This is a genomic window from Agrobacterium sp. AGB01, assembly GCF_014851585.1.
Taxonomy (GTDB): domain Bacteria; phylum Pseudomonadota; class Alphaproteobacteria; order Rhizobiales; family Rhizobiaceae; genus Agrobacterium.
The window spans coordinates 1-21,632 of record NZ_JACVAB010000001.1 but is presented as its reverse complement, the minus strand read 5'-3'; the positions used below and the strand labels follow the sequence as shown (position 1 = coordinate 21,632).

Genomic DNA, 21,632 nt, shown 5'->3' with positions numbered 1-21,632 from the left:
CAATCTGGCGCAATGCGCATGACCGCATGAAATATGAGCGGACTGACGGTCACACATTCAGCCTTTACCTGCAAGGCGGCACCGGCACGCGACGGTTGGACAATGGCGGTGTGAACGGTTGGCCGGGTGCCTTATGTGTCATGCCGCAAGGCGCCTCGTCGGAATGGGAAATCACCGATACCTTCGAGTTTGTGCATCTCTACGTAGAGGATGACGACCTGCGCCGTTTCTATACGGAAATATTCGATCAGGACGCCAGATTGATGGTGTTGCCCGAGGCCACCTTCGACAATGCGCCTGAAATGGCAAAGGCTTTGCAGCGCATTGCAGGGGCAACTCGGCAAAGTGATAGGATGGCCGCAGATGCCGCCGTGACCAGCGCATTGACTCAACTGTTTACCGATCCGCGTTACGGCGGAAAGAAGTTCCCTTCGATCAAGGGTGGCCTGACGCCAGCGGTACGGCGACGGCTTATTGATTATATCGATGCCAATCTTGGTCAGACGCTGACCCTACATGATCTGGCAGGGATTGCCGGTCTCAGTGAATTTCATCTGCAGCGCATGTTCCACGCCAGTTGTGGGGTTTCCCCGCATGTCTGGGTGATGCACAGACGCCTTTCCCAGGCCAAAATGCTTTTGGCAGGACGCGATCCGATTGCTCAGATCGCGTCCGCCTGTGGATTCAGCAGCCAGAGCCATTTGACACGGGTGTTCAAGTCCCTCGTTGGCACCACGCCTTCAGCCTACCGTCAGGGTGTCCTCACTCACGCCTGAGGCCGCCTGTCAGCGGCTTGCCATCGAAGCCAGTTGCTGCGGATAACGACCGCCTGCAACTTTTGCCGGGGACAGCATATCGCCAAGGTCCTTGACCTCTTCCTTGTTCAACACAACATCTGCCGAAGCGACGTTCTTTTCCAGATTGGCAATCTTGGTGGTTCCGGGGATTGGCACGATGAAATCACCCTGCGCCATGACCCAGGCCAACGCCAGTTGCCCGGCCGTTACGCCCTTTTGCGCCGCCATCTCTTCCAGAAGGGTAACGAGCGCCAGGTTAGCGTCGAAATTTTCCGCCTGAAAACGCGGAAGCGATCGACGGAAATCATTATCCGACAGGCCATCCAGCCTTTTCAACGCTCCGGTCAGCACACCGCGACCAAGCGGGCTGAATGGCACAAAACCTATGCCCAGTTCACGGCAGGTGTCGAGCACGCCGTTTTCTTCAACGTCGCGTGTCCAGAGCGAATATTCGCTTTGCAATGCCGTGATCGGATGTTCGGCATGCGCCTTGCGGATGGTATCGGCACTGGCTTCAGAGAGACCGAGATATTTGACCTTGCCCTGCTTCACGAGATCAGCCATAGCGCCGACTGTCTCTTCAATCGGCACATTGGGGTCGACGCGATGCTGATAAAACAGGTCAATAACATCAACGCCGAGACGTTTCAGCGAGGCTTCAGCCACGGCGCGGACGTTTTCGGGGCGGCTGTCGGTTCCGACCATCATCTGGCCAGCCGATTTACTGGTATCAATCTTGAAACCGAACTTGGTGGCAATCACCACCTTGTCGCGGTAGGGCTGCAGCGCCTTTCCAACCAGGATTTCGTTGTCGTAGGGACCGTAAACTTCCGCCGTGTCGAAAAAGGTGACACCAAGCTCCACCGCCCGGTGCAACGTGGCAATCGAGCCGCTGTGATCTGCCGACGGGCTGTAGGCGTGGGTCATACCCATGCAGCCAAGGCCAAGCGCCGAGACAGAAAGATCTTTTCCGAGAATTCTGCTTTTCATTTTGTCCGTCCTTTCAGGAAGGAAATATTCTTTGAGGAACGGACACACCATATGACGATGCGCGGATAAAAATAATCGCTGCAAATCTGCGTGGGTTGTTCTAAATAATAGAACAATGAATCGTGTTCAGCTTTCACAATTGGCCGTATTGGCTGCGGTGGCCGAGGGCAAAAGTTTCCGCAAGGCAGCAGCGGAACTGGGCATTGCGCCATCTGCCATCAGCCATGCCGTCTCTGCGCTGGAGGCAAGCCTTGGCCTGCGCCTGCTTCACCGCACCACCCGCAGCGTTTCACCAACCGAAGAAGGCCGGCGGCTTCTTGAAACATTGGCACCAGCCTTGAGCGATATAGACACCGTCATCAGCACGCTTGCCGAACAGGGCGGTCGCCCGGCCGGACCCTTGCGCGTGACCTTGCCGCGCCTTGCAGCAGAAGAATTGCTGATGCCGCGGTTGAGTGAGTTTCTGGATCTTTATCCCGACATTTCCCTTGAAGTCGCCACCCACGACAGTTTTGAGGATATTGTCGCCAAAGGATTTGATGCCGGTTTCCGGCTGGGTGAAAATCTCGAAGCCGATATGATTGCCGTTCGTGCCAGCGGCCCGTGGCGCGGCGCCATTGTCGCTTCACCCCGTTATTTCGAGAAACATCCAGCTCCCCAACATCCACGCGAACTGATGGACCATCGCTGCATAAGCCGTCGTTTTTCAAGCGGGCGGATCTATCGATGGGAACTGGAAAAGGACGGAAAACCACTGGTCGTTGATGTGCAGGGCCAACTGATCCTTTCGGACCAAAACCTCATTTGCCGCGCTGCAATTGACGGTGCAGGACTTGCCTTTGTGTTCGAACAACGCGTCGAAGACCACATAAGGGCAGGCCGGCTGGTGCGTGTGCTGGAGGACTGGTGTGCGCCGTTTGACGGGTTTTATATCTATTACCCCTCGCGCCGACAGATGCGGCCGGCGCTGAGGGCTTTCGTCGACTTCTTCCGTTTCAAGGACTGATCAGAACTTGAGGCGGTAGCGAATATGGCCATCGCTTTCGACATAGCTGTCATAAAGCTTGCGAGCGCGCTGATTGTTTTCATCGGTGTGCCAATAGAGGCGTGACCAGCCCTTTTCCTTGCTGATGGCAATCAGATCATCAATCAGGGCGCGGCCGATACCCTTGCCACGAATGGTCTCATCGATGAACAGGTCTTCCAGGTAACAATCAGGGGTCTTAACCCAGGTGGAGTCGTGAAAATGGTGAATGGCAAATCCCACCGTCTGCCCATCCAAGACCGCCAGGCGCATAGACAGACGCGAGACCGGGTCCATCACCCGAGCCCAAGTATGAGCCGTTACCTCTTCAGCAAGATCAACATTGTAAAAGGCGAGATAATCGCTCCACAGTTTTAGCCAGTCGGCCTGATCCTGTGGTTGGGCATCACGAATTTGCAGGCTCATTATGCACCTGCCTTATCGAGAAGCGTCATCATTTCGTCTGTCAGTTTCAGGTCCGTTGCCCGCTTGAAACTCTCCAGCTGCGACAGGCTTGTGGCGCTGGCAATCGGTGCCGTCACAGCCTTTTTGCGCAACAACCATGCAAGAGCGATATCTGCCAGCTTTGCACCTGTTTCGGCAGCAACTGTGTCCATCGCACCGAGTACAGCCAGTCCGCGGTCATTGACGTAACCTTCTACCCGATAAGAGCGTGCAGCACCTTCCGTATCGACCTTGGCACGGTATTTTCCGGTCAGAAAGCCGGCAGCAAGGCTGTAATAGTTGATGACGCCGATATCTTCCTTCACGCAGAGGTCAGCCAACGGGCCTTCAAAATCGGCACGATTATAAAGGTTATATTCCGGCTGAAGCACATCATAACGTGGCAGGTTGGTGCGTGCGGCAACATCCAGCGATGCCCGAAGCTGTTTGGCACTATAGTTCGAGCATCCGATTGCGCGGATCTTGCCCTGCTCTTTCAGCCGCGCAAATGCGCCAAGCGTCTCCTCAAGCGGTACATCTTCATCCGGTTTGTGGGCCAGATAAAGGTCGATGTAATCGGTCTGCAGGCGCTTGAGCGATGCATCGACAGCCTCGTTTATCCACTTGGCGCTCAGACCTGTCTTGCGCTCATTATTATCGAAGCCGACTTTTGTGACGATGACAGCATCTTCGCGCTTTACCGAACTCTGTTTCAACCACTTGCCGATGATTGCTTCTGACTCACCACCCTGATGGCCGGGAACCCAGGCGGAATAGACATCTGCCGTGTCGATGGCATTAAAACCGGCGTCAAAAAAAGCATCCAGAAGCTGGAAAGAGGTCTTTTCGTCGGCAGTCCAGCCAAACACGTTACCACCGAAAACAATGGGTGCGATGGATAGGCCGGTGCGGCCAAGGGCGCGTTTTTCCACGTCAAATACTCCTTTTCAAAACTGCTTTTGCCAAACTAGCAATCCTGCGGAGACATAACCATTGAATTTCCCTGATGGGATACTGCCTGCCCGCGTGATGAATCGCGGCCGTCACATCTCACGACAGATGCGAACGGTAATGACTGGGTGAGTGGGAATTATGTTCAGACCACACACGGCGAAGATGACGTGTCGAGGCAAAACCGGAGCGTTCCGCCACACTCTCCATGTCCAGTCGCGAATTGCTGATCAAATCTCGCGCCAAGTTCACCCGCATCAGGTTGACATAGTCCACCACGCTCATGCCGGTATGTTCGCGAAACAGTCGCGAGAGATGCCGTTGGCTGAGACCTGAACGTCCCGCCAGTTGCGGTAAAGACCACTCTTCGGCGGGAGCAGCCATAATGGCATCCTGCGCCTTATGGATTGACGGGTGAATATGGTTGCGACCGCTCAGCCATGGCGAAATCTGCGGGTCTTGACCGCTGCGGCGGAGATAAACGACCATGGTTTGTGCGATGTGCGCCGCGACCATGGGCGTCGTCAGACCCGACACGATATGCAGCAGCAGATCAATGCCGGTCGAAATTCCCGCGCTTGAGAAACGTTTGCCATCCTCGACAAACAACCGGTTTTCCAGCACCTGCGCCAGAGGCGCTATGCGGCGCAGTTCACTTATACAGTCGGTATGGGTGGTGCATTGGTGTCTGTCGAACAATCCGGCTTGCGCAGCGATCAACGCACCGGAGCAGATGGAAATAATGACGGTATCGTCCCTGACGGTGCTGCGCAGCCAATCAGCCAAGGCACGCCTTTCCCGGGTGATATCACTCTCTAAACCGGCACCGGGCGGCGTGACAGAAGAGCTGCCTGAAATCAGCACCATGGCATTATCAGGCAGTTCGTTTGGCAGAGTCTCAAGCCCCGCCAAGGTCAGGCCAATGGTGGTGGACTGTGTTTCGCCTGACGCGATGAAATGGCAATCAAAAGAAATGTCGTTTTGTTGTTGATTGGCATAACGCAGCACCTCCAGTGGGCCAGCGACGTCCAGCAGAAGGGTTTGCGGCGGCAGAACCACATAGACAGAAATAATTGTTTTTTGAGCGCCGCCGCTTGTGTTCATCATGCTGTTGCTTTCGTTCCTGCCAGAGCGTCATCGACAGTGGCGATACGCGCAAAACGCCCGGCGAGGACCAACTCGGTGCGTCTGGCAATCTGTTCGGCAGAAAAGACTTCACCGGAGGCATGTGTCATAGGAAAGGTTAGCGTCGCCTCGGTCACGTAGTCCACACTGTAACCGATATCGGAGCCATGGCGGGTTGTCGTTTCGCAGCATTGCTCAGTGCGAATACCAGACACGATCAATCGCGTGATGCCATTTTCTTTCAGCCAGGCGTCAAGTTGCGTGCCGACAAATGCCGAATGGCGGTTTTTGCGAAACGTCACGGCGGGGTTGACCTGAATGCCAGCAAGCGTGCGGACAAATCCGTTTTCTTCGGAAAATGCGTGGTCACCGTCAACGTGAAAAATCTGGACAACCGGAATACCGGCGGTGTCTGCACCATCGATCAGTTTCTGCTGTGCCGAAAGATAGGTATTCAGACCGCTCTCCTCGAAATACGGCGTGTGCCGAAATGATTCCTGCACATCAATGACCAAAAGCGCTGTTTTCTCACGGGACATTTTCTGTATCTCCAGTTTTCGATGGATACAGTTTTTCGCATTTCTATAAAAGTAAAAAGAGGGCTACACGCCAAATGCAGGACATATCCGGCCATGAATGTGATCAACATATCCGGTCTTTCGTCTTCGGTTGCTTGTCTATCATGGCATGCTAAGGTGCGGTCCACATTCTAGGGAGATGAGCATGCTACGTTTTGGAATTCTGTCGACAGCGAAAATCGGCCGGGATCTGGTTATTCCTGCCATTCAGGATGCAGAAAATGCCGTTGTCACAGCCATTGCCAGCCGCGATCTTGCCAAAGCACGTCAATTGGCAGACCGCTTTTCGGTGCCACACGCCTTTGGTTCCTACGAGGAAATGCTGGCCTCCGATGTCATCGATGCCGTCTACATTCCTTTGCCCACTTCCCAGCATGTTGAATGGACGATCAAGGCTGCTGACGCCGGCAAACATGTATTGTGCGAAAAGCCGATTGCCCTGATGGCCGATGAGGTCGACAACCTGATTGCCGCGCGTGATCGCAACAAGGTGCTGGTGTCGGAAGCCTATATGGTGACCTACGCTCCGGTGTGGCTGAAAGTGCGCGAACTGCTCTCCTCTGGCGCGATTGGCACGCTGAAACATGTGCAGGGAGCATTTAGCTATTTCAATCGTGATCCAGGCAATATGCGCAATATTCCGGAACTTGGTGGCGGAGCCCTTCCCGATATCGGCGTATACCCCACCATCACCACCCGTTTCACAACCGGCAAGGAGCCGAAGCGCGTGCAGGCCGTGGTGGAGCGTGACCCGGTTTTCGGAACCGATATCTATTCCAGCGTCAAAGCTGACTTCGGTGATTTTGAACTGAGCTTTTATGTCTCGACACAGATGGCCAACCGCCAGGTCATGGTGTTCCACGGCACCGAAGGTTTCATCGAGGTAAAATCACCCTTCAATGCCGACCGCTACGGCGCCGAAGAGGTCGAGTTGACCAACCAGAGCCATGGCCTGTCACAGATTTTCCGTTTTCAGGACAGCCGCCAGTACCGATGCGAAATTGAAGCCTTTTCGGCGGCCGCAAAGGGCGGCGATGCCGATGTCGTGTCACTCGAAAGCTCTAAAAACAGCCAGCGTTTTATCGATGCGATTTATCGCGCGGCTGACAAGGATGGCTGGGAAACGGTGTAAGCCGTTTCCGTGTCCTCGAGCGCTATCTGCCACCTTCGCGGCGACGAAAGACGAACCGTGAGTAACCGAAGTAGCTGAATGCCATTGCCGACAGCGATGACAGAAATAGCGCGATGAACGGTTGCAGGTCGGGATTGCGCAGCAAAAGAAGAGCGTAAATGCCGTAATTGATGAGGGCCGCGATGATGCCAACAAAGGCATATAAAAAGCCCTCATGCGAAACACGGCGATCCGACTTGCCAAAGGTGACATGGCGATTGACAAGCCAAGTGAACAGCATGGCGGTGGCAATCGCAAAAATACGGGCGATGAAGGGACCAGCTGGCGTGTAGGCGATCAGCAACAGCGTTACACCGGCATCCACGGCAAAACCCGAGCCGCCCGCTATCACAAACCAGAAAAGTTTTTTCACGCCACCCTCACATCCTTGTCGTTGCCGTTCTGGCGCGGGACAGGAGTTTCGGCAAGGGCTTTGGGCGATATTTGTTTCTGATTCAGATAATGGATGCGCAGCTGTTCATTACGCGAGCGCGCAACGGAATCGAGAACCAGACCGGCTGTAAAGATCAGGAACGAAATCATCAGCAGAGCCATAGAGAGAATCCAGGTCGGCATTTTCGAGACCAGACCGGTGGCAAAATACTCCGCCAGAACCGGCGTCATAAAGGCCATGCTGATCGACAGCGTTACAGCGCTTATCATCGAGAAGAACGCGAAAGGCCGCGTCTCCTTCATCAGCATGGCGAACATCCATAGAATGCGCAGACCGTCCTTGTAGGTGGAAAGTTTGGAGTGCGATCCTTCCGGGCGGCGACCGTAATCCAGCTCCAGCTCACATACCGGTAACTTGAGACGCGACGCATGCACCGACATTTCCGTTTCAATTTCAAAACCTGCCGACACCGCCGGAAAGCTTTTTACGAAACGTCGAGAAAACGCCCGGTAGCCGGAGAAGATATCGGTAAAATCGGCGCCAAAGATACTGCGATACAGGATATTGAACATACGATTGCCGGCAGCATGTCCCTGACGTCCCGCGTCAGCGGTGACGCCACGCCGTGTACCGACGACCATATCGACACGTTCCGTCAGCAATGTGCGGATCAGCTCTTCGGCATCTGCTGGAGAATAGGTACCGTCTCCATCCGCCATAACGTAGATATCGGCTTCGATGTCTGCGAACATGCGGCGCACGACGTGACCTTTGCCCTGACGGCGCTCACGCAGAACTTCCGCGCCCGCTAACATAGCCTGCAGGGCCGTCCCATCAGTGGAATTGTTGTCATAGACCACGATGCGGGCACTTGGCACAGCCTCGCGAAAACCTCTCACGACACCGGCAATTGTTGCCGCTTCATTATAGCACGGCAATAACACGGCCACGGTTACATCGCTGCTGGGCGCAAAGGTCATGATTTCTACTCAATACAAAAGAAAATCTTCAGCCGGAGAACAAGAACCAGCCCGTTTTACTATTTCTTGAGAAGGTTAAATCTAGGTTGAAGAGACTAGTAAACACATACGGAAAATCACAGCATGACTGACGAAACCCTGCCGGGACTTTCGAGGGAAACACGCATGTCCAACCTGACAGCGGCAAACAGCGGCAATCTCTCCAACGGGCATTTCTGGCTTATCGTGCTGGCTTATTTCCTGATCACGGCCGGTATTATTTTCTTCGGCAACCTGTTCACGGCAACGGATTATGTCGGCCTCGACAATGACGACACGATGCGTCTCGTGGAAGTACGCGACCTGCTTGCCGGTCAGGGATGGTTTGACCTGATGCAATATAGGCTTGGCCTTACCGGCGGAACGCTGATGCACTGGTCGCGCGTCATCGATGTGCCCATCGCCGTCTTGATCAGCTTTTTTGGCCTGTTCCTATCGCCTGAAGGTGCGGAGAGGGTCGCACTTACTGTCTGGCCACTTTCGCTGCTATTTCCGCTTTTTGCAGCAACGGCTCTTGCCGGTCATCGCATGGGGGGAGAAGCCACCATGCATATCAGCCTGCTGATGGCCGCCCTGCTCGCCTTCGGTAGCAGCCGCTTTTATCCCGGTGCGATTGACCATCACAATGTGCAGCTCGTACTCACAATGGTGATTGTCGCTATGCTGCTTGACCCCAAACTTCGAGCCTCAAACTACGCGGTGGCCGGTGCTTGTGCCGCCTTCGCAATTGCAATTGGTGCAGAAACAACGCCGCTGATTGCAGCAACGGCTCTTGCGGTCGCCTTGTCGTGGGCAATCATTGGCGAAGCATTCCGCGCTGCTGCAAAGGCGTTCGGCCTTTCCCTGACGCTCACGATATCAGCGCTGTTCTTTCTAACCGTTCCATCGTCATCCTATTCACTGGTAACCTGTGACAGCCTTTCGCTCGGCTTTTATGGGCTGTCCGCAATCGGTGGAACGCTACTTTTCCTTTCCGCCAGCGCCGCATCAGCTTTGTCCAGGGCCAAACGCTTCGCACTTTTGGCAGCCAATGGCATCGCCATTCTCAGCACCGCATCGGTGCTGGCACCACAGTGCCTGCAAAGCCCACTTGCAAACCTCGATCCGCTGCTGGTCAAATTATGGCTGAACAATGTGGGTGAGGCACGCAGTGTCATCGCGCAGGCACGGATCGAGCCGGAAGGACTTGGTGCCTTTTATGCGCCGGGCCTGCTGGCAATGGGTCTCTGCCTTTACCGAATTACCGGCGGTCACAAGACCCGTCCTCACGCCGTGCTGTTTCTTCTGATCATGATCTGCTGGGTAATTTCATTGATCCAGCTTCGCGTCGCAGTTTTCGCAAATCTGATTTCCATTCCCGTTCTCGCGGTTACGATTGCGAACCTACGCGAAGCAGCAATGCAAAAACGGCCTTCTGGTGCAAGCTTCTGCTATCTTCTGCTATTTGCCATTTCCACGCCGCTGATCTGGGCTCTGGCGGCCTCTTGGTCGATTACCGGCTGGAATATGATTAGCGGTCGCACTGTTGCTGCCGTCGGAGGTAAAACAGCCTGCGTGAGCAGAGGCGATTTCGCGCAATTGGCAAACCTGCCAGCTACCGTTGTCGCCGCTCCTGTCGATAGCGGCGCACCTATCCTGCGGTTTACAGATCATAGGGTGCTGAGCGCACCTTATCACCGCAATCAGGGTGGCATGCTGGCGGAAATCCATATCGGCCTGTCATCGCCCACGGAAGCAGAGGCTTTCCTGCGTGGTGCAGATGTTGGCATTCTTGCCTTCTGCCCCAGTGATATCGGCACGAAAAATCTTATCGAAGCGGCACCGGATGGGCTGTACGCGTCGCTGGCGCGTGGTGTTGTCCCGGATTATATGGAGGCTTTGCCCAAGGATGAAACTTCCGGCTTGCAGCTTTACAGAGTTCGCCCCTGACACTGTCTGTTGGTGATGGCTTGAGCTTTAGGCGGCGCGCAGTCTGTGAACCAGCAGCATGCCGCAAAGCAGGCTGATGATACCGGTATTGTATCCGGCAACAGCGATCACCAACGGCATGAAGGCGACAGGACCGGCTGAGACAAAAGCTGCAGCGGCGAAGGTGCCACCGATCATCAAACAGATGAGGATGATGCAAAATGCCGAGCGAAGCATAACGGCTGTCATGCCCAAAACCATGGCGGTTAAGAAGATCATTTGTCCGCCTCCTGTGCGACTTTAACTGACCTCAAAATGGCCCGCATATCCTAAAGAAACATTGCGATAGGTCATGGAAGCAAGCAGGTTTCAGCCCTTTGTAGGGTTATGGTTTCATCGTCATTAATCGTCACGTTACAATCTCTCCATAAACGTTCACAAACCGGTCATCATTGGCTAGAAACGGGAATGAGCAATTTTTTCGAGAGCGATTCTGGCAGCAATCTCACCGAGTTTTCCGTTTCGGAACTATCCGGTTCCATCAAGCGGACGGTAGAGACGGCGTTTGATCATGTGCGGGTGCGCGGTGAGATTTCCGGTTATCGTGGACCACATTCTTCGGGCCATGCGTACTTCTCCTTGAAGGACGACAAGGCGCGGATCGATGCCGTGATTTGGAAAGGCAGTTTCAGCAAGCTGAAGTTCCGGCCAGAAGAAGGCATGGAAGTGATTGCCACAGGCAAGATCACCACATTCCCTGGCTCGTCCAAGTACCAGATCGTTATCGAAAACCTGGAACCGGCCGGCGCCGGTGCGCTGATGGCGCTTCTAGAAGAACGTCGCCGCCGGCTTGCTGCCGAAGGGCTGTTTGATCAAGGGCGCAAACAGTTGTTGCCGTTCATGCCCAGGGTTATAGGCGTCGTAACCTCGCCCACCGGCGCAGTCATTCGCGACATCCTTCACCGTATTGCCGATCGTTTTCCTGTTCACGTCATTGTATGGCCGGTGAAGGTGCAAGGTGACGGTTCGGGAGAGGAAATTGCAAATGCCATCAGGGGCTTTAATGCGATCGCCCCCGGCAGCGCTATTGCCAGACCGGATGTCCTGATCGTTGCGCGCGGCGGCGGCAGCCTTGAAGACCTATGGAGCTTCAACGACGAAATTGTGGTTCGTGCAGCCGCTGACAGCGACATTCCACTGATCTCAGCCGTTGGCCACGAAACCGACTGGACGCTAATAGACCACGCAGCCGATGTGCGTGCACCGACTCCAACCGGTGCTGCCGAAATGGCGGTTCCTGTTCGTGCGGATTTGCAGGCGCAGCTTGCCGGAATTGCTGCACGACTTGCCGGTTCAACGACACGGCAAATGGACAATCGTCGCCAGGGTCTGCGGGCACTGGTTCGTGCATTGCCTTCGCTAGACCAGCTTCTGGCCCTGCCCCGTCGTCGTTTCGACGAGGCTGCCAGTGGGCTTGGTCGCGGGCTTGAGTTGAATACGCTGAACAAGCGGCGCACCTTTGAACGCATCGCCTCGGGTCTGCGGTTAGACATGCTGGTTCACCGCCTGCAAGTGCAGCGTCAGACGCTTACTGAGCGTATGCAGCGGGCTGATCGCATTGTCGAACGTCGGCTATTACAGGCTACCTCCCGCGTATCGTCGTTTGATTCCGCCCTACGCACCTTGCCTGTGCGGCTGCTGGGACAAGTTGAACGCCAAAAAGAACGGGTCACCGGTATTTCGCGGCGCGCCGATACAGCGGTTCTGCACCGCATGGCACAGAACCGCTCAGGACTGGCGGCACATGAGCGTATTCTACAATCTCTGTCTTATAAAAATGTTCTGAAACGCGGTTATGCGGTCATCCGCGATGAGGAAAACCGTACATTAACGCGCGCCGAAGCCATAAGCAGCGGCATGTTTGTGTCCATGGAATTTGCCGACGGTCGTGTGTCAGCCGTTACCACGGATGAGACCGGGGCTGCATCTCCAACGGAAACGTCGGCGCCTAAAAAGAAGCCAGCAAAGCCAGCATCATCCACCACGACGGATCAGGGCAGTCTGTTCTAAAGGTCATCGCGCAAAGCTGGCTGGCAACTTTGCGCGATAAATGATCGGTTTAGATCGAATTGGCATCCGAGAAGCGACGGCTGACGGTGAAGGCCTTTTCGAGGTCCGGGTGCAGTTCCATGCCGAGGCCGGCACCGGGTGGCACTGTGATCATGCCGTTTTTCACTTCAGGCAATGCCGTCACCAGATCGCGGTACCAAGTCTTGTAGAAGGCGCGTACGCTTTCCTGAACCAATGCATTTGGCGCGTTGAGCGAGAGGTGGGTAGAAGCGCACAGCACAACGGGACCGGTGCAATCATGCGGCGCGACCGGCAGGTGCCAAGCTTCAGCCATGGAAGCGATCTTGCGGGCTTCTGAAATACCACCGCACCAGCTGATATCCAGCATCATCACGCCAGCGGCACCCGTTTCCAGCAGGTCACGGAACGCCCAACGAGAGCCTAGCGTTTCAGACGCCGAAATTGGTGCCGGCGATACGGCAGCGTAACGCGCGAGGCTGGACAGACTGTCCATTTTGATCGGGTCTTCGTGCCAGAAGGTGTTGTAGGGCTCCAGTGCCTTGGCAATCTGCATGGCGGGCAGAAGTTGCCACATGGAGTGGAACTCCACCATGATATCCATCTTATCGCCAACGGCCTTTCGAATCTTCTCAAACGGTACCAGTGCGCTTTTCAGATCCGGCATGGAGATATACTGACCACGGGTCTTTTCGGCGGCCGCGTCAAACGGCCAGATTTTCATGGCTGTGATGCCTTCTTCCAGCAGTGAATGAGCCAGCTCATCGGCATTGTGCAGGAAGCCGTTGAGATCGTCATATTCCTTGCCGCCGGACAGGCCGTAATTGCCGGTCTGCTGACCGGTCGCCTTTTTGATATATTCCGTACCTGCACAGGTGTTGTAGGTGCGGATTTCCTTGCGGCTGAAACCGCCAAGGAGCTGGGCAATCGGCTGGTTTGTCACCTTGCCGAAAATATCCCAGAGCGCGATGTCAAAAGCCGAGTTTCCGCGTACTTCGGCACCCGAAGACCGGAAACCGAGGTAACCGACCAGATCCTGCGCCAACAGGTCGATCTCCAGAGGATTACGCCCAATCACTCGTGGTGCAATATATTCATGCACATAGGCTTCGACGGTCTCCGCGCCGTAGAAGGTTTCACCCAGACCGGTTATGCCTTCGTCCGTGTGAACCAATACCCATAGAAGGTTTGCCCGTTCCGCAACGCGGACGGTTTCAAGTTTCGTAATTTTCATGGATTTCCTCCTGGAAAGCGGTTCAGGGAAAAATCAGCTGCCCCTGAACCGCATAAGACAGATTATGCTATTCCTGCTGCGATGAGCGCGTGCACGCTCTCGTCGAAATGTTTCGCCATCAATGTCGCGGCGATTTGCGGATCACCCGCGGCAATGGCCTGCCCGATGGCAATGTGAAGTTGGCCTGCCGCATGGCGTTGTTCGTCCGATGTGCGGCTTTTCCAGCCAATCGGCCATGTCTGGCGTGTGACATTCTGGAACGCACCTAGAATGAGTTCAAACACCGGATTTTTAGAGGCTTTTGCAACGGCAAGATGGAAGGCGAGGTCATGTTCCATGACCTTTTCATTGTTGCCAAAATCCACTTCCATCTGTTTGGCATGGTGCAGAATGTCCAGCGCTTCGCTGTCGGTGCGACGCAGCGCAGCCAGCGTAACCGTCCGGACCTCAATGGTACGACGAACATCGTAGATCTGCTGAATATTGATCTGTTCGGTATGAATGCCATGTTCGAACATCAGTGACATTGCACCATGATCAAGCGTGGCAACAGTTGCACGCTTACCGGGACTCATGTCAATCAGCCGCATGGCGGAGAGCGACCGGAATGCCTCACGCACAACGGTGCGCGACACACCAAGCTGCTGCGACAGCGTCATTTCGCTTGGCAATTTTTCACCCGGAGCCAATTCATTTTCTCTGATATGGCGGGTGATGGCGCTGATGGCACCACTGACAAGACCAAGGTCCTGCGAAACCTCTGTAAACATTTCTCCTCCAACCTGTACTACAGGTTTATGGATTATTGCGTACAAGAGTTCGTTGACGTGCGCAAGGTCACGTCACGGCATAATTCGCCAAATCGTGGCCTAATTTAGGAAAAAGTTATGCAGTGAATTGCCGGACAGCAGGATTCCCAATGCACTATCGGCGGCAAAACCAGTGACACATTGTCTAGGTTTGCTCCAACTCACAGGACGACCGTTGCATGGTGTGGTCGTGTTCAAGGGCACGGTCATCACGCCAATCCAGCAAATCGACGTTCAGGACGCACAATCCGTTGTCTTCCTCGGCCACCTTCCCGCGACAACGCTAAATGCAACTAACCGAACACAGCAGATACCGATTTCTCAGAAGGTGGTTCAGGTCAATTCAGGCATTACACTGCCCGTATTCTGCCAACGCGGTGGGCGTCCGCATTCGGCCAGCGTTCAGCCTCCAAACTCCGAACTCCAAACTCCAAACTCCAAACTGGCTGGCCACCTAAATTATCTTGACATCAAGATAAAATACATCAATCCTAATTTATCTTGATGTAGAGATTGTTTTATGAAGCAAAATTTCCGATACACAACCGATCTTGCTGCTACGGCCATTGCCCCAGCGATATGGGGCAGCACTTATTTCGTCACCACGTCGTTTTTGCCGCACGGCTACCCATTAACTGTTGCGATGTTACGGGCGCTGCCCGCTGGCATGCTTTTATTGTTGCTTGTGAGAAAACTGCCAAACGGTATCTGGTGGGGGCGCAGCTTCCTTCTCGGAAGCCTCAACTTCTCGTTCTTCTGGGCCATGCTGTTTGTCTCAGCATACCGATTGCCAGGCGGTGTCGCCGCGACAGTTGGCGCGGTACAGCCTTTGATCGTGATTGCCTTTTCACGCGCGTTCCTTGACACGCCAATCCGTTTTCTTGCGATTGTTGCTGGCCTGATCGGCATAGCGGGCGTGGCACTGCTGGTTCTCACACCGCAGGCTGCACTTGATCCCATCGGAATCGTTGCGGGCCTCGCAGGTGCAGTATCGATGGCGTTTGGCACGGTTCTGACGCGTCGCTGGCGGCCGGCAGTTTCAAGTCTAACCTTTACAGCGTGGCAATTGACGGCCGGCGGAATTTTGCTTGTGCCAGTGGCGCTGCTGCTGGAGCCAGCCCTCCCGATGCCCAGCACCGCAAATATTCTGGGTATTGCTTATCTCGGCCTGATAGGTGCAGCATTCACTTATCTGCTCTGGTTCCGCGGGCTCTCCCGCATTGAACCGTCAGCCGCTGCTTCTCTTGGCTTTCTTAGCCCACTGGTCGCAACATTGCTTGGCTGGCTGGCGCTTGGTCAAAGCCTAGCGCCAGTCCAAATTGTCGGCTTCATCATGGTGCTAGGCAGCGTCTGGTTAAGTCAGCGCAGCCAGATGCCCCGATAAAGATCAGGCCCATTCGCCCTTGCGCATGACGGGCACCTTCGTACCGTCTGCGCGAACACCATCGATATCGACCTTGTCGGAGCCGATCATCCAGTCGATGTGAATAAGGCTTGAATTGCCGCCTTGCGCCTTGATCTGCTCCTGGCTGAGCGAGGCACCATCAAGGAAGCACTTTGAATAGCACTGGCCAAGGGCAATGTGGCAGGATGCATTTTCATCAAACAGCGTATTGTAGAACAGAATGCCGCTGGCCGAGATCGGCGAAGAATGTGGCACCAGCGCCACCTCGCCCAACCGGCGAGCGCCTTCGTCGGTATCCAGTACCTTGTTCAGTACCTCTTCACCCTTGCTTGCCTTGGCCTCTACGATACGGCCAGCCTCAAACTTCACCTGGATGTTGTCGATCAAGGTGCCCTGATGCGACAAAGGTTTGGTACTCGAGACATAACCATCGACCCGCAGTGCATGCGGTGTGGTGAACACTTCTTCGGTCGGAATATTAGGATTGCAGGTCACGCCATTTTTTGCCGTCGATGCACCGCCGTGCCATTCATGGCCATCAGCTAGACCGATCGTCACATCTGTACCGGGGCCGGTAAAGTGCAGGCTGGCGAAACGTTCGCCATTCAACCATGTTGAACGCTTGGCAAGGTTGGCATTGTGCTGACCCCATGCAGCGACTGGATCAGCCACATCGACACGCGAGGCCGCGAATATCGCATCAGCCAGTTTCTTGACCGCCTCATCTTCCGGCACATCGGGAAATACTAGCTTGGCCCAGGATGGGTTGGGGTAGGAAATGATGTTCCAATTGATATCAAAATTGGAAATCTTCTCCAAAGCAGGTTTGTAAGCCATGGAGTTGGCCTTGTTGGCGCGAGCAACCTTTGCCGGATCTTCCGCCGACAGCAGCATTGGATTGTCGCCGGAAATAGCCAGGCGTGCAGCGCCGTTTGCATAGGCTTTTGCCATGCCTTCGTACAGCCAGCCGGACGCTCTGTCGAAATTGCCATCGCTGGCATGGCGATAGCGCGCCAGCGTGGTTTCCTCATCCGAATAGAATGTCGTCACCAATCCGCTGCCAGCCAGATAGGCGTGCTTGGTCAAAAACCGAACCAGAGGCAGGGCAGCGAGCGGCGCCGTGATGACCAGATCCTGATCTTTCTGCAATTGCAGACCCACCTTGACGGCCACTTCGGCCAACTTTTCAAGTTTGACAGGATCAATGGATGACGAAGATGAGAGTGTCATGATTTACCTCGAACTTTGTTACCAGAACGGAACGCAGGGCTGGATTCTTAGAGCCTGCGGCCTGACTTGGGAACCATGAACGTGATAAATTTTGGGCGGCGAACTTAGTGCGCAATCAAAGTGCATGTTCAATCATCTCTCTGCGTCGACCCGCAACACCACCTTGTCTTGAGAATAACTATTCCGCTACAATCGGGGCGACAATGGCATTGAGGGTTGTGACAGCATCTTGTGGCGACAGGCGCACCTGAAGGCCACGCTGACCACCATTGATGTAGACATACGCCTCAGTCATCGCCTGCTGCTCAATTGCTGTTGGCACTTTCTTTTTCTGTCCAAACGGGCTGATACCCCCGACGTGGTAACCGGTGATACGCTCCGCTTCCGCAGGCTTCATCATCTGGGCCGACTTGCCACCAAAGGCCGATGCCAGCTTTTTCATGCTGACTTCCTTATCTGACGGAACAACGACGCATACAGGTTTGCCGTCCAGTTCAGCCATCAATGTCTTGAGAACGCGATGCGGAGGCTCACCAATCGCCTCTGCCGCCTGCAGACCGATGCGATCCGCCCCGGGATCATAATCATAGGTGACGGTCGAAAATGTGATCTTGTTCTGGCTGAGAGCTTGCGTTGCTCGCGTGGTCTTGGACATTATTTCTCACTTCAAGCGGAAAACAGGCGCTCGTAAATTTCAGGCTTAAAACCGACCGTTACAGTTCCTTCCTTTTCCAGCACCGGACGTTTGATCATCGAGGGCTGTTCAAGCATGAGCGTTATTGCCTTCTCTCTCGACAAATCAGCCTTAGACGCATCATCCAGCTTTTTGAAGGTCGTACCGGCGCGATTTAGCACCGTTTCCCACTCCGCCTTGTCACACCACGTCTCAAGGTGCGCACGGTCAATGCCTTCGACCTTATAGTCGTGAAAACGATAATCGATGTTATGCGCTTCCAGCCACGTGCGGGCCTTCTTCATCGTGTCGCAATTCTTGATGCCATAAATGGTGACTGTCATCGGCTTCCCGCATCTTGATCAAACAGATGCAAGCCATACCAAATTCTAGCGACTGTGCAAATTTCCCGGGCAGCTTTTGCGCCAGATCAAACATTTCTGCATGGCTTGCCTGCTATATCATCGGTTGTAAACAGTCTCTCCGAGGACCATTATTAGGGCGTACAAGAAACGGAGAGTAAAATGCGTAATATCGCAAAGAATTCGCGTAATTTCATTGGCCAGACGATCGCTATCTTTGGTGCCGCTGCGTCGGTTTCTGCCGCTGTTCGCGCTCACCGCAAGCCAGCACAGTCCGACCTTGAAGCCCTTGGTATCGATGCTGCTGCTTTCGATAAAGTGCAGCTTTAATTCCGAGTTTACAGCCTGCTGCGTGGCGAGACACCCGTCTCGCCCTGTTGAGAAAGATTCGGCGCGTCTAGCCTGAAACACTTTAAGCCTCACCATATTGCTTAAAACTACGCAAGGTGACGCACTGAAAATATAATGATATATATTTTCACATTATTTCCCATATAAATTTTTCGTTAACGATATACTTGGATCGCATGAGGCCGCCGACATACGCCGCGCCCAAACCATGCGCTAGGCATCGTCATATTCATCGGCTAAATAAAGGCCTTTCAGCACGTTGAAAGGTATAGTCATATGGATTTTCAACTTCTTGATATTGCCGGAAAATCAATCCTTTTTGCCATGGCGGCAGAAGCGGAGTACGGCCCACACATCAAAGCAAGAATATCGCCACTGATGATTGGCGTTGGACCGGTCGAAGCCGCAGTGTCCCTGACGGCCGCTCTTTCCCTTCTCAAGACCAAAGGCACGCTGCCTGACCTGGTTGTTTCACTTGGCTCTGCGGGCTCGCGTAGTTTGCAGCAGACCGGCATTTACCAGGCGACATCCATTTCCTACCGCGACATGGACGCATCACCCCTCGGCTTCGAGAAGGGCCGCACGCCATTTCTCGACCTTCCGGCGGAAGTAAAGCTGCCGTTTTTCATTCCCGGAATTGAGGGTGCTCGACTATCGACCGGAGGCAACATCGTATCCGGTTCCGCTTATGACACGATCGATGCGGATATGGTGGAGATGGAGAGTTTTGCCGTGTTACGCGCCTGCCAGTATTTTGGCATTCCAATGGTCGGTCTGCGGGGAATTTCCGATGGCAAGGCAGAGCTTCACCACGTCGATGACTGGACGGAATATCTTGATATCATCGATGAGAAGCTGGCGCTGGCCATTGACCGGCTGACATCTGCGGTTGAACAGGGCCAGATTGCCCTTTGAACCATTGCCTCACCGCAGAAATTCTGCTGTTTGGGGGCATCTGACAGTTGCCTAATCTGCCGGATTTCTTTAAAGGCTCGCCATGGAAAACACAGCACATCCCGACAGCGTTCTCATCATCGATTTCGGTAGCCAGGTCACGCAGCTCATTGCGCGCCGTGTCCGTGAAGCCGGCGTGTATTGCGAAATCGTTCCCTTCCAATCAGCTGAGGACGGTTTCAAACGTCTGCAGCCCAAAGCGGTTATCCTTTCTGGCAGCCCAGCCTCGACACTGGAAGACGGTAGCCCACGCGCCGCGCCAGTTCTGTTCGATAGCGGCGTTCCAGTTTTTGGTATCTGCTATGGTCAGCAGACCATGTGCATGCAGCTCGGTGGCAAAGTCGAAAGCGGGCACCACCGCGAATTCGGTCGTGCCTTCCTCGAGATCGACAAGGACTGCGCCCTGTTTGACGGCGTCTGGTCTGTTGGCTCTCGCCACCAGGTGTGGATGAGCCATGGTGATCGCGTAACGGCTCTGCCAGACGGTTTTGAGGTGGTTGCTACCTCATCCAATGCGCCGTTTGCATTCATCGCCAACGAAAAGAAGAAATATTACGCCGTTCAGTTCCACCCGGAAGTCGTGCATACGCCCGATGGCGCTAAACTGATTTCCAACTTTGTTCACAAGGTTGCGGGCATTAAGGGCGATTGGTCGATGTCGGCTTATCGTGCCAAGGCCGTTCAAGCTATCCGTGACCAGGTTGGCGACAAGCGCGTTATCTGTGCCCTCTCTGGCGGCGTAGACAGCTCTGTTGCAGCGCTGCTCATCCATGAAGCCGTTGGTGACCAGCTCACCTGTATTCTCGTAGATCATGGCCTGATGCGCAAGGACGAGGCAGCCAATGTGGTTGCCATGTTCAAGGAACACTACAACCTGCATCTCATTCACGTTGACGCCGTTGATCGCTTTATCGGCGAGCTCGAAGGCGTCAGCGATCCTGAGACCAAGCGCAAGATCATTGGTCGCCTGTTCATTGAGACATTTGAGGACGAGGCCAAGAAACTTGGCGGCGCCGATTTCCTCGGCCAGGGCACTCTTTACCCTGACGTTATTGAAAGCGTCTCCTTTACCGGCGGCCCTTCCGTGACCATCAAATCGCACCACAATGTCGGCGGTCTGCCTGAGCGTATGAACATGCAGTTGGTTGAGCCGCTGCGCGAACTGTTCAAGGACGAAGTGCGCGTGCTTGGCCGTGAACTTGGTTTGCCGGACAGCTTCATCGGCCGTCATCCTTTCCCGGGTCCTGGCCTCGCCATTCGCTGCCCAGGCGGCATTACCCGCGAGAAGCTCGAAATCCTTCGCGAAGCTGATGCCATCTATCTGGATGAAATCCGCAAGGCCGGTCTGTACGACGCGATCTGGCAGGCATTTGCCGTTCTGCTGCCGGTTCAGACCGTTGGCGTCATGGGCGATGGCCGCACATACGAGTTTGTCTGCGCACTGCGTGCTGTGACCTCGGTAGATGGCATGACGGCGGATTTTTATCACTACGATATGGAATTCCTCGGCCGTGCCGCAACGCGTATTATCAATGAAGTTCGCGGTATCAATCGCGTAGTTTATGATGTGACTTCGAAGCCACCAGGCACGATTGAGTGGGAATAAGGCTCGTCTTTTGACAGATGTTTCTTGCCCCAAGTAACGGAGGGCCGCCGCTGGAGATATCCATCGGCGGCTTTTCATTGACTGGCGCGGGGGGCAATTTTTCAGAATGGGCTTGTCGGGAGCAAAAGCGAAATCCGACCGTCTAGTGGTGCCGCATTCTCCTCGCCTATTCTCTTTTCGCTGGCGATTTTTCTTTGACTTCGTGTTGCTCGTCACCTTTTTTTCGCCTCACCCTATTCGCTCCGGTCCACACCTCTTCTTTGAAGTGTCGTTCTTTGCCAATTTCTTCAAAGGTGCCTTTTCGAAGCCGGTGGCCTTCTATTCCTTGCAGTTTTGCATGTGCTCTCGTTCATTGGTTGCACCAGCCGGCGAGCGGACCGCAATGTTTCCCGTTATATCGGGACCTATTGTGATACGCTGGCCGCCTGCTTTCTGCTTTTGCTTCATTTCGATTTGTACGCCTCTCTCTGACGCGTTCGTCCGCCCACTATGACGTGGGCGCTGGCCTGTTGCGCAGCG

The 21,632-nt window shown here is 54.5% G+C and carries 23 protein-coding genes; 10 read left to right on the top strand and 13 right to left on the bottom strand.

Annotated elements, in window-relative coordinates:
- The first annotated feature begins 26 nt into the window (after nt 1-26).
- Complete coding sequence (locus tag IB237_RS00115; protein WP_192487791.1) at nt 27-776, top strand: AraC family transcriptional regulator; 750 nt, start codon at nt 27-29, stop codon at nt 774-776.
- A gap of 9 nt (nt 777-785) precedes the next feature.
- Here IB237_RS00115 and IB237_RS00110 read toward each other — a convergent pair whose 3' ends face one another.
- Entirely contained in the window at nt 786-1,787 is a 1,002-nt protein-coding gene (locus IB237_RS00110; RefSeq protein ID WP_192486604.1) for an aldo/keto reductase, read from the bottom strand.
- Between the two features lie 115 nt (nt 1,788-1,902).
- Between IB237_RS00110 and IB237_RS00105 the strand changes: the two genes are divergently transcribed.
- Nucleotides 1,903-2,793: a LysR family transcriptional regulator gene (locus IB237_RS00105; RefSeq protein ID WP_192486603.1), complete on the top strand. Its 891-nt coding sequence runs from the start codon at nt 1,903-1,905 to the stop codon at nt 2,791-2,793.
- Here the strand turns inward: IB237_RS00105 and IB237_RS00100 are convergent, their stop codons facing one another.
- The 4 genes from IB237_RS00100 to IB237_RS00085 form a co-directional block, all read right to left on the bottom strand.
- Nucleotides 2,794-3,237 carry a GNAT family N-acetyltransferase gene (locus tag IB237_RS00100; RefSeq protein ID WP_192486602.1) on the bottom strand — a complete coding sequence of 148 codons (444 nt, stop codon included), beginning with the start codon at nt 3,235-3,237 and terminating at the stop codon, nt 2,794-2,796. It lies immediately after the preceding gene.
- Complete coding sequence (locus IB237_RS00095) at nt 3,237-4,187, bottom strand: aldo/keto reductase (protein ID WP_192486601.1); 951 nt, start codon at nt 4,185-4,187, stop codon at nt 3,237-3,239. Before IB237_RS00095 ends, IB237_RS00100 begins: the two co-directional genes overlap by 1 nt.
- A 118-nt stretch (nt 4,188-4,305) precedes the next feature.
- Nucleotides 4,306-5,310 (bottom strand): GlxA family transcriptional regulator, encoded by a 1,005-nt coding sequence (locus tag IB237_RS00090; RefSeq protein ID WP_192487790.1) that lies wholly within the window; start codon nt 5,308-5,310, stop codon nt 4,306-4,308.
- Entirely contained in the window at nt 5,310-5,870 is a 561-nt protein-coding gene (locus IB237_RS00085) for an isochorismatase family protein (RefSeq protein WP_192486600.1), read from the bottom strand. Before IB237_RS00085 ends, IB237_RS00090 begins: the two co-directional genes overlap by 1 nt.
- A 184-nt stretch (nt 5,871-6,054) precedes the next feature.
- Between IB237_RS00085 and IB237_RS00080 the strand changes: the two genes are divergently transcribed.
- Nucleotides 6,055-7,041, top strand: coding sequence for a Gfo/Idh/MocA family protein (locus IB237_RS00080; protein WP_192486599.1), 987 nt, complete (start codon nt 6,055-6,057; stop codon nt 7,039-7,041).
- A gap of 22 nt (nt 7,042-7,063) precedes the next feature.
- Here IB237_RS00080 and IB237_RS00075 read toward each other — a convergent pair whose 3' ends face one another.
- Nucleotides 7,064-7,453, bottom strand: coding sequence for a GtrA family protein (locus IB237_RS00075; RefSeq protein ID WP_192486598.1), 390 nt, complete (start codon nt 7,451-7,453; stop codon nt 7,064-7,066).
- Complete coding sequence (locus tag IB237_RS00070; RefSeq protein WP_192486597.1) at nt 7,450-8,454, bottom strand: glycosyltransferase; 1,005 nt, start codon at nt 8,452-8,454, stop codon at nt 7,450-7,452. The genes IB237_RS00075 and IB237_RS00070 overlap by 4 nt, the downstream gene beginning before the upstream one ends.
- Nucleotides 8,455-8,577: 123 nt before the next feature.
- Here IB237_RS00070 and IB237_RS00065 point away from each other — a divergent pair, with 123 nt between their 5' ends.
- Entirely contained in the window at nt 8,578-10,422 is a 1,845-nt protein-coding gene (locus IB237_RS00065) for a hypothetical protein (RefSeq protein WP_246787594.1), read from the top strand.
- Between the two features lie 27 nt (nt 10,423-10,449).
- On the opposite strand, the gene IB237_RS00060 is transcribed toward IB237_RS00065, so the two are convergent.
- Complete coding sequence (locus IB237_RS00060) at nt 10,450-10,680, bottom strand: hypothetical protein (protein ID WP_192486596.1); 231 nt, start codon at nt 10,678-10,680, stop codon at nt 10,450-10,452.
- Between the two features lie 189 nt (nt 10,681-10,869).
- Between IB237_RS00060 and xseA the strand changes: the two genes are divergently transcribed.
- Complete coding sequence (xseA, locus tag IB237_RS00055) at nt 10,870-12,471, top strand: exodeoxyribonuclease VII large subunit (RefSeq protein ID WP_192486595.1); 1,602 nt, start codon at nt 10,870-10,872, stop codon at nt 12,469-12,471.
- Between the two features lie 49 nt (nt 12,472-12,520).
- Here xseA and IB237_RS00050 read toward each other — a convergent pair whose 3' ends face one another.
- On the bottom strand, nt 12,521-13,723 hold the full coding sequence (locus tag IB237_RS00050; RefSeq protein WP_192486594.1) for a mandelate racemase/muconate lactonizing enzyme family protein: 1,203 nt from the start codon (nt 13,721-13,723) through the stop codon (nt 12,521-12,523).
- 62 nt (nt 13,724-13,785) lie between these two features.
- On the bottom strand, nt 13,786-14,493 hold the full coding sequence (locus IB237_RS00045; RefSeq protein WP_192486593.1) for a FadR/GntR family transcriptional regulator: 708 nt from the start codon (nt 14,491-14,493) through the stop codon (nt 13,786-13,788).
- A gap of 214 nt (nt 14,494-14,707) precedes the next feature.
- Between IB237_RS00045 and IB237_RS00040 the strand changes: the two genes are divergently transcribed.
- Together IB237_RS00040 and IB237_RS00035 are read left to right on the top strand one after the other, a co-directional pair.
- A complete protein-coding gene (locus tag IB237_RS00040) occupies nt 14,708-15,037 on the top strand; it encodes a hypothetical protein (protein ID WP_192486592.1) in 330 nt (109 codons plus the stop codon).
- A gap of 15 nt (nt 15,038-15,052) precedes the next feature.
- Nucleotides 15,053-15,916: an EamA family transporter gene (locus IB237_RS00035; RefSeq protein ID WP_192486591.1), complete on the top strand. Its 864-nt coding sequence runs from the start codon at nt 15,053-15,055 to the stop codon at nt 15,914-15,916.
- Between the two features lie 3 nt (nt 15,917-15,919).
- Here the strand turns inward: IB237_RS00035 and IB237_RS00030 are convergent, their stop codons facing one another.
- From IB237_RS00030 to IB237_RS00020, 3 genes are all read right to left on the bottom strand, one after another.
- On the bottom strand, nt 15,920-17,167 hold the full coding sequence (locus IB237_RS00030; RefSeq protein WP_192486590.1) for an aminopeptidase: 1,248 nt from the start codon (nt 17,165-17,167) through the stop codon (nt 15,920-15,922).
- A 178-nt stretch (nt 17,168-17,345) separates the two neighbouring features.
- Nucleotides 17,346-17,822, bottom strand: coding sequence for a Cys-tRNA(Pro) deacylase (gene ybaK, locus IB237_RS00025; protein WP_192486589.1), 477 nt, complete (start codon nt 17,820-17,822; stop codon nt 17,346-17,348).
- Between the two features lie 11 nt (nt 17,823-17,833).
- Entirely contained in the window at nt 17,834-18,184 is a 351-nt protein-coding gene (locus IB237_RS00020; protein ID WP_192486588.1) for an ArsC family reductase, read from the bottom strand.
- Between the two features lie 180 nt (nt 18,185-18,364).
- Between IB237_RS00020 and IB237_RS00015 the strand changes: the two genes are divergently transcribed.
- The 3 genes from IB237_RS00015 to guaA all read left to right on the top strand — a co-directional run bounded on the left by IB237_RS00015 (nt 18,365) and on the right by guaA (nt 21,113).
- Entirely contained in the window at nt 18,365-18,532 is a 168-nt protein-coding gene (locus tag IB237_RS00015; protein WP_192486587.1) for a hypothetical protein, read from the top strand.
- A 297-nt stretch (nt 18,533-18,829) separates the two neighbouring features.
- Nucleotides 18,830-19,468 (top strand): 5'-methylthioadenosine/S-adenosylhomocysteine nucleosidase, encoded by a 639-nt coding sequence (locus IB237_RS00010; RefSeq protein ID WP_192486586.1) that lies wholly within the window; start codon nt 18,830-18,832, stop codon nt 19,466-19,468.
- 82 nt (nt 19,469-19,550) lie between these two features.
- Nucleotides 19,551-21,113 carry a glutamine-hydrolyzing GMP synthase gene (gene guaA, locus IB237_RS00005; protein ID WP_192486585.1) on the top strand — a complete coding sequence of 521 codons (1,563 nt, stop codon included), beginning with the start codon at nt 19,551-19,553 and terminating at the stop codon, nt 21,111-21,113.
- The last annotated feature ends 519 nt before the right edge of the window (nt 21,114-21,632 follow it).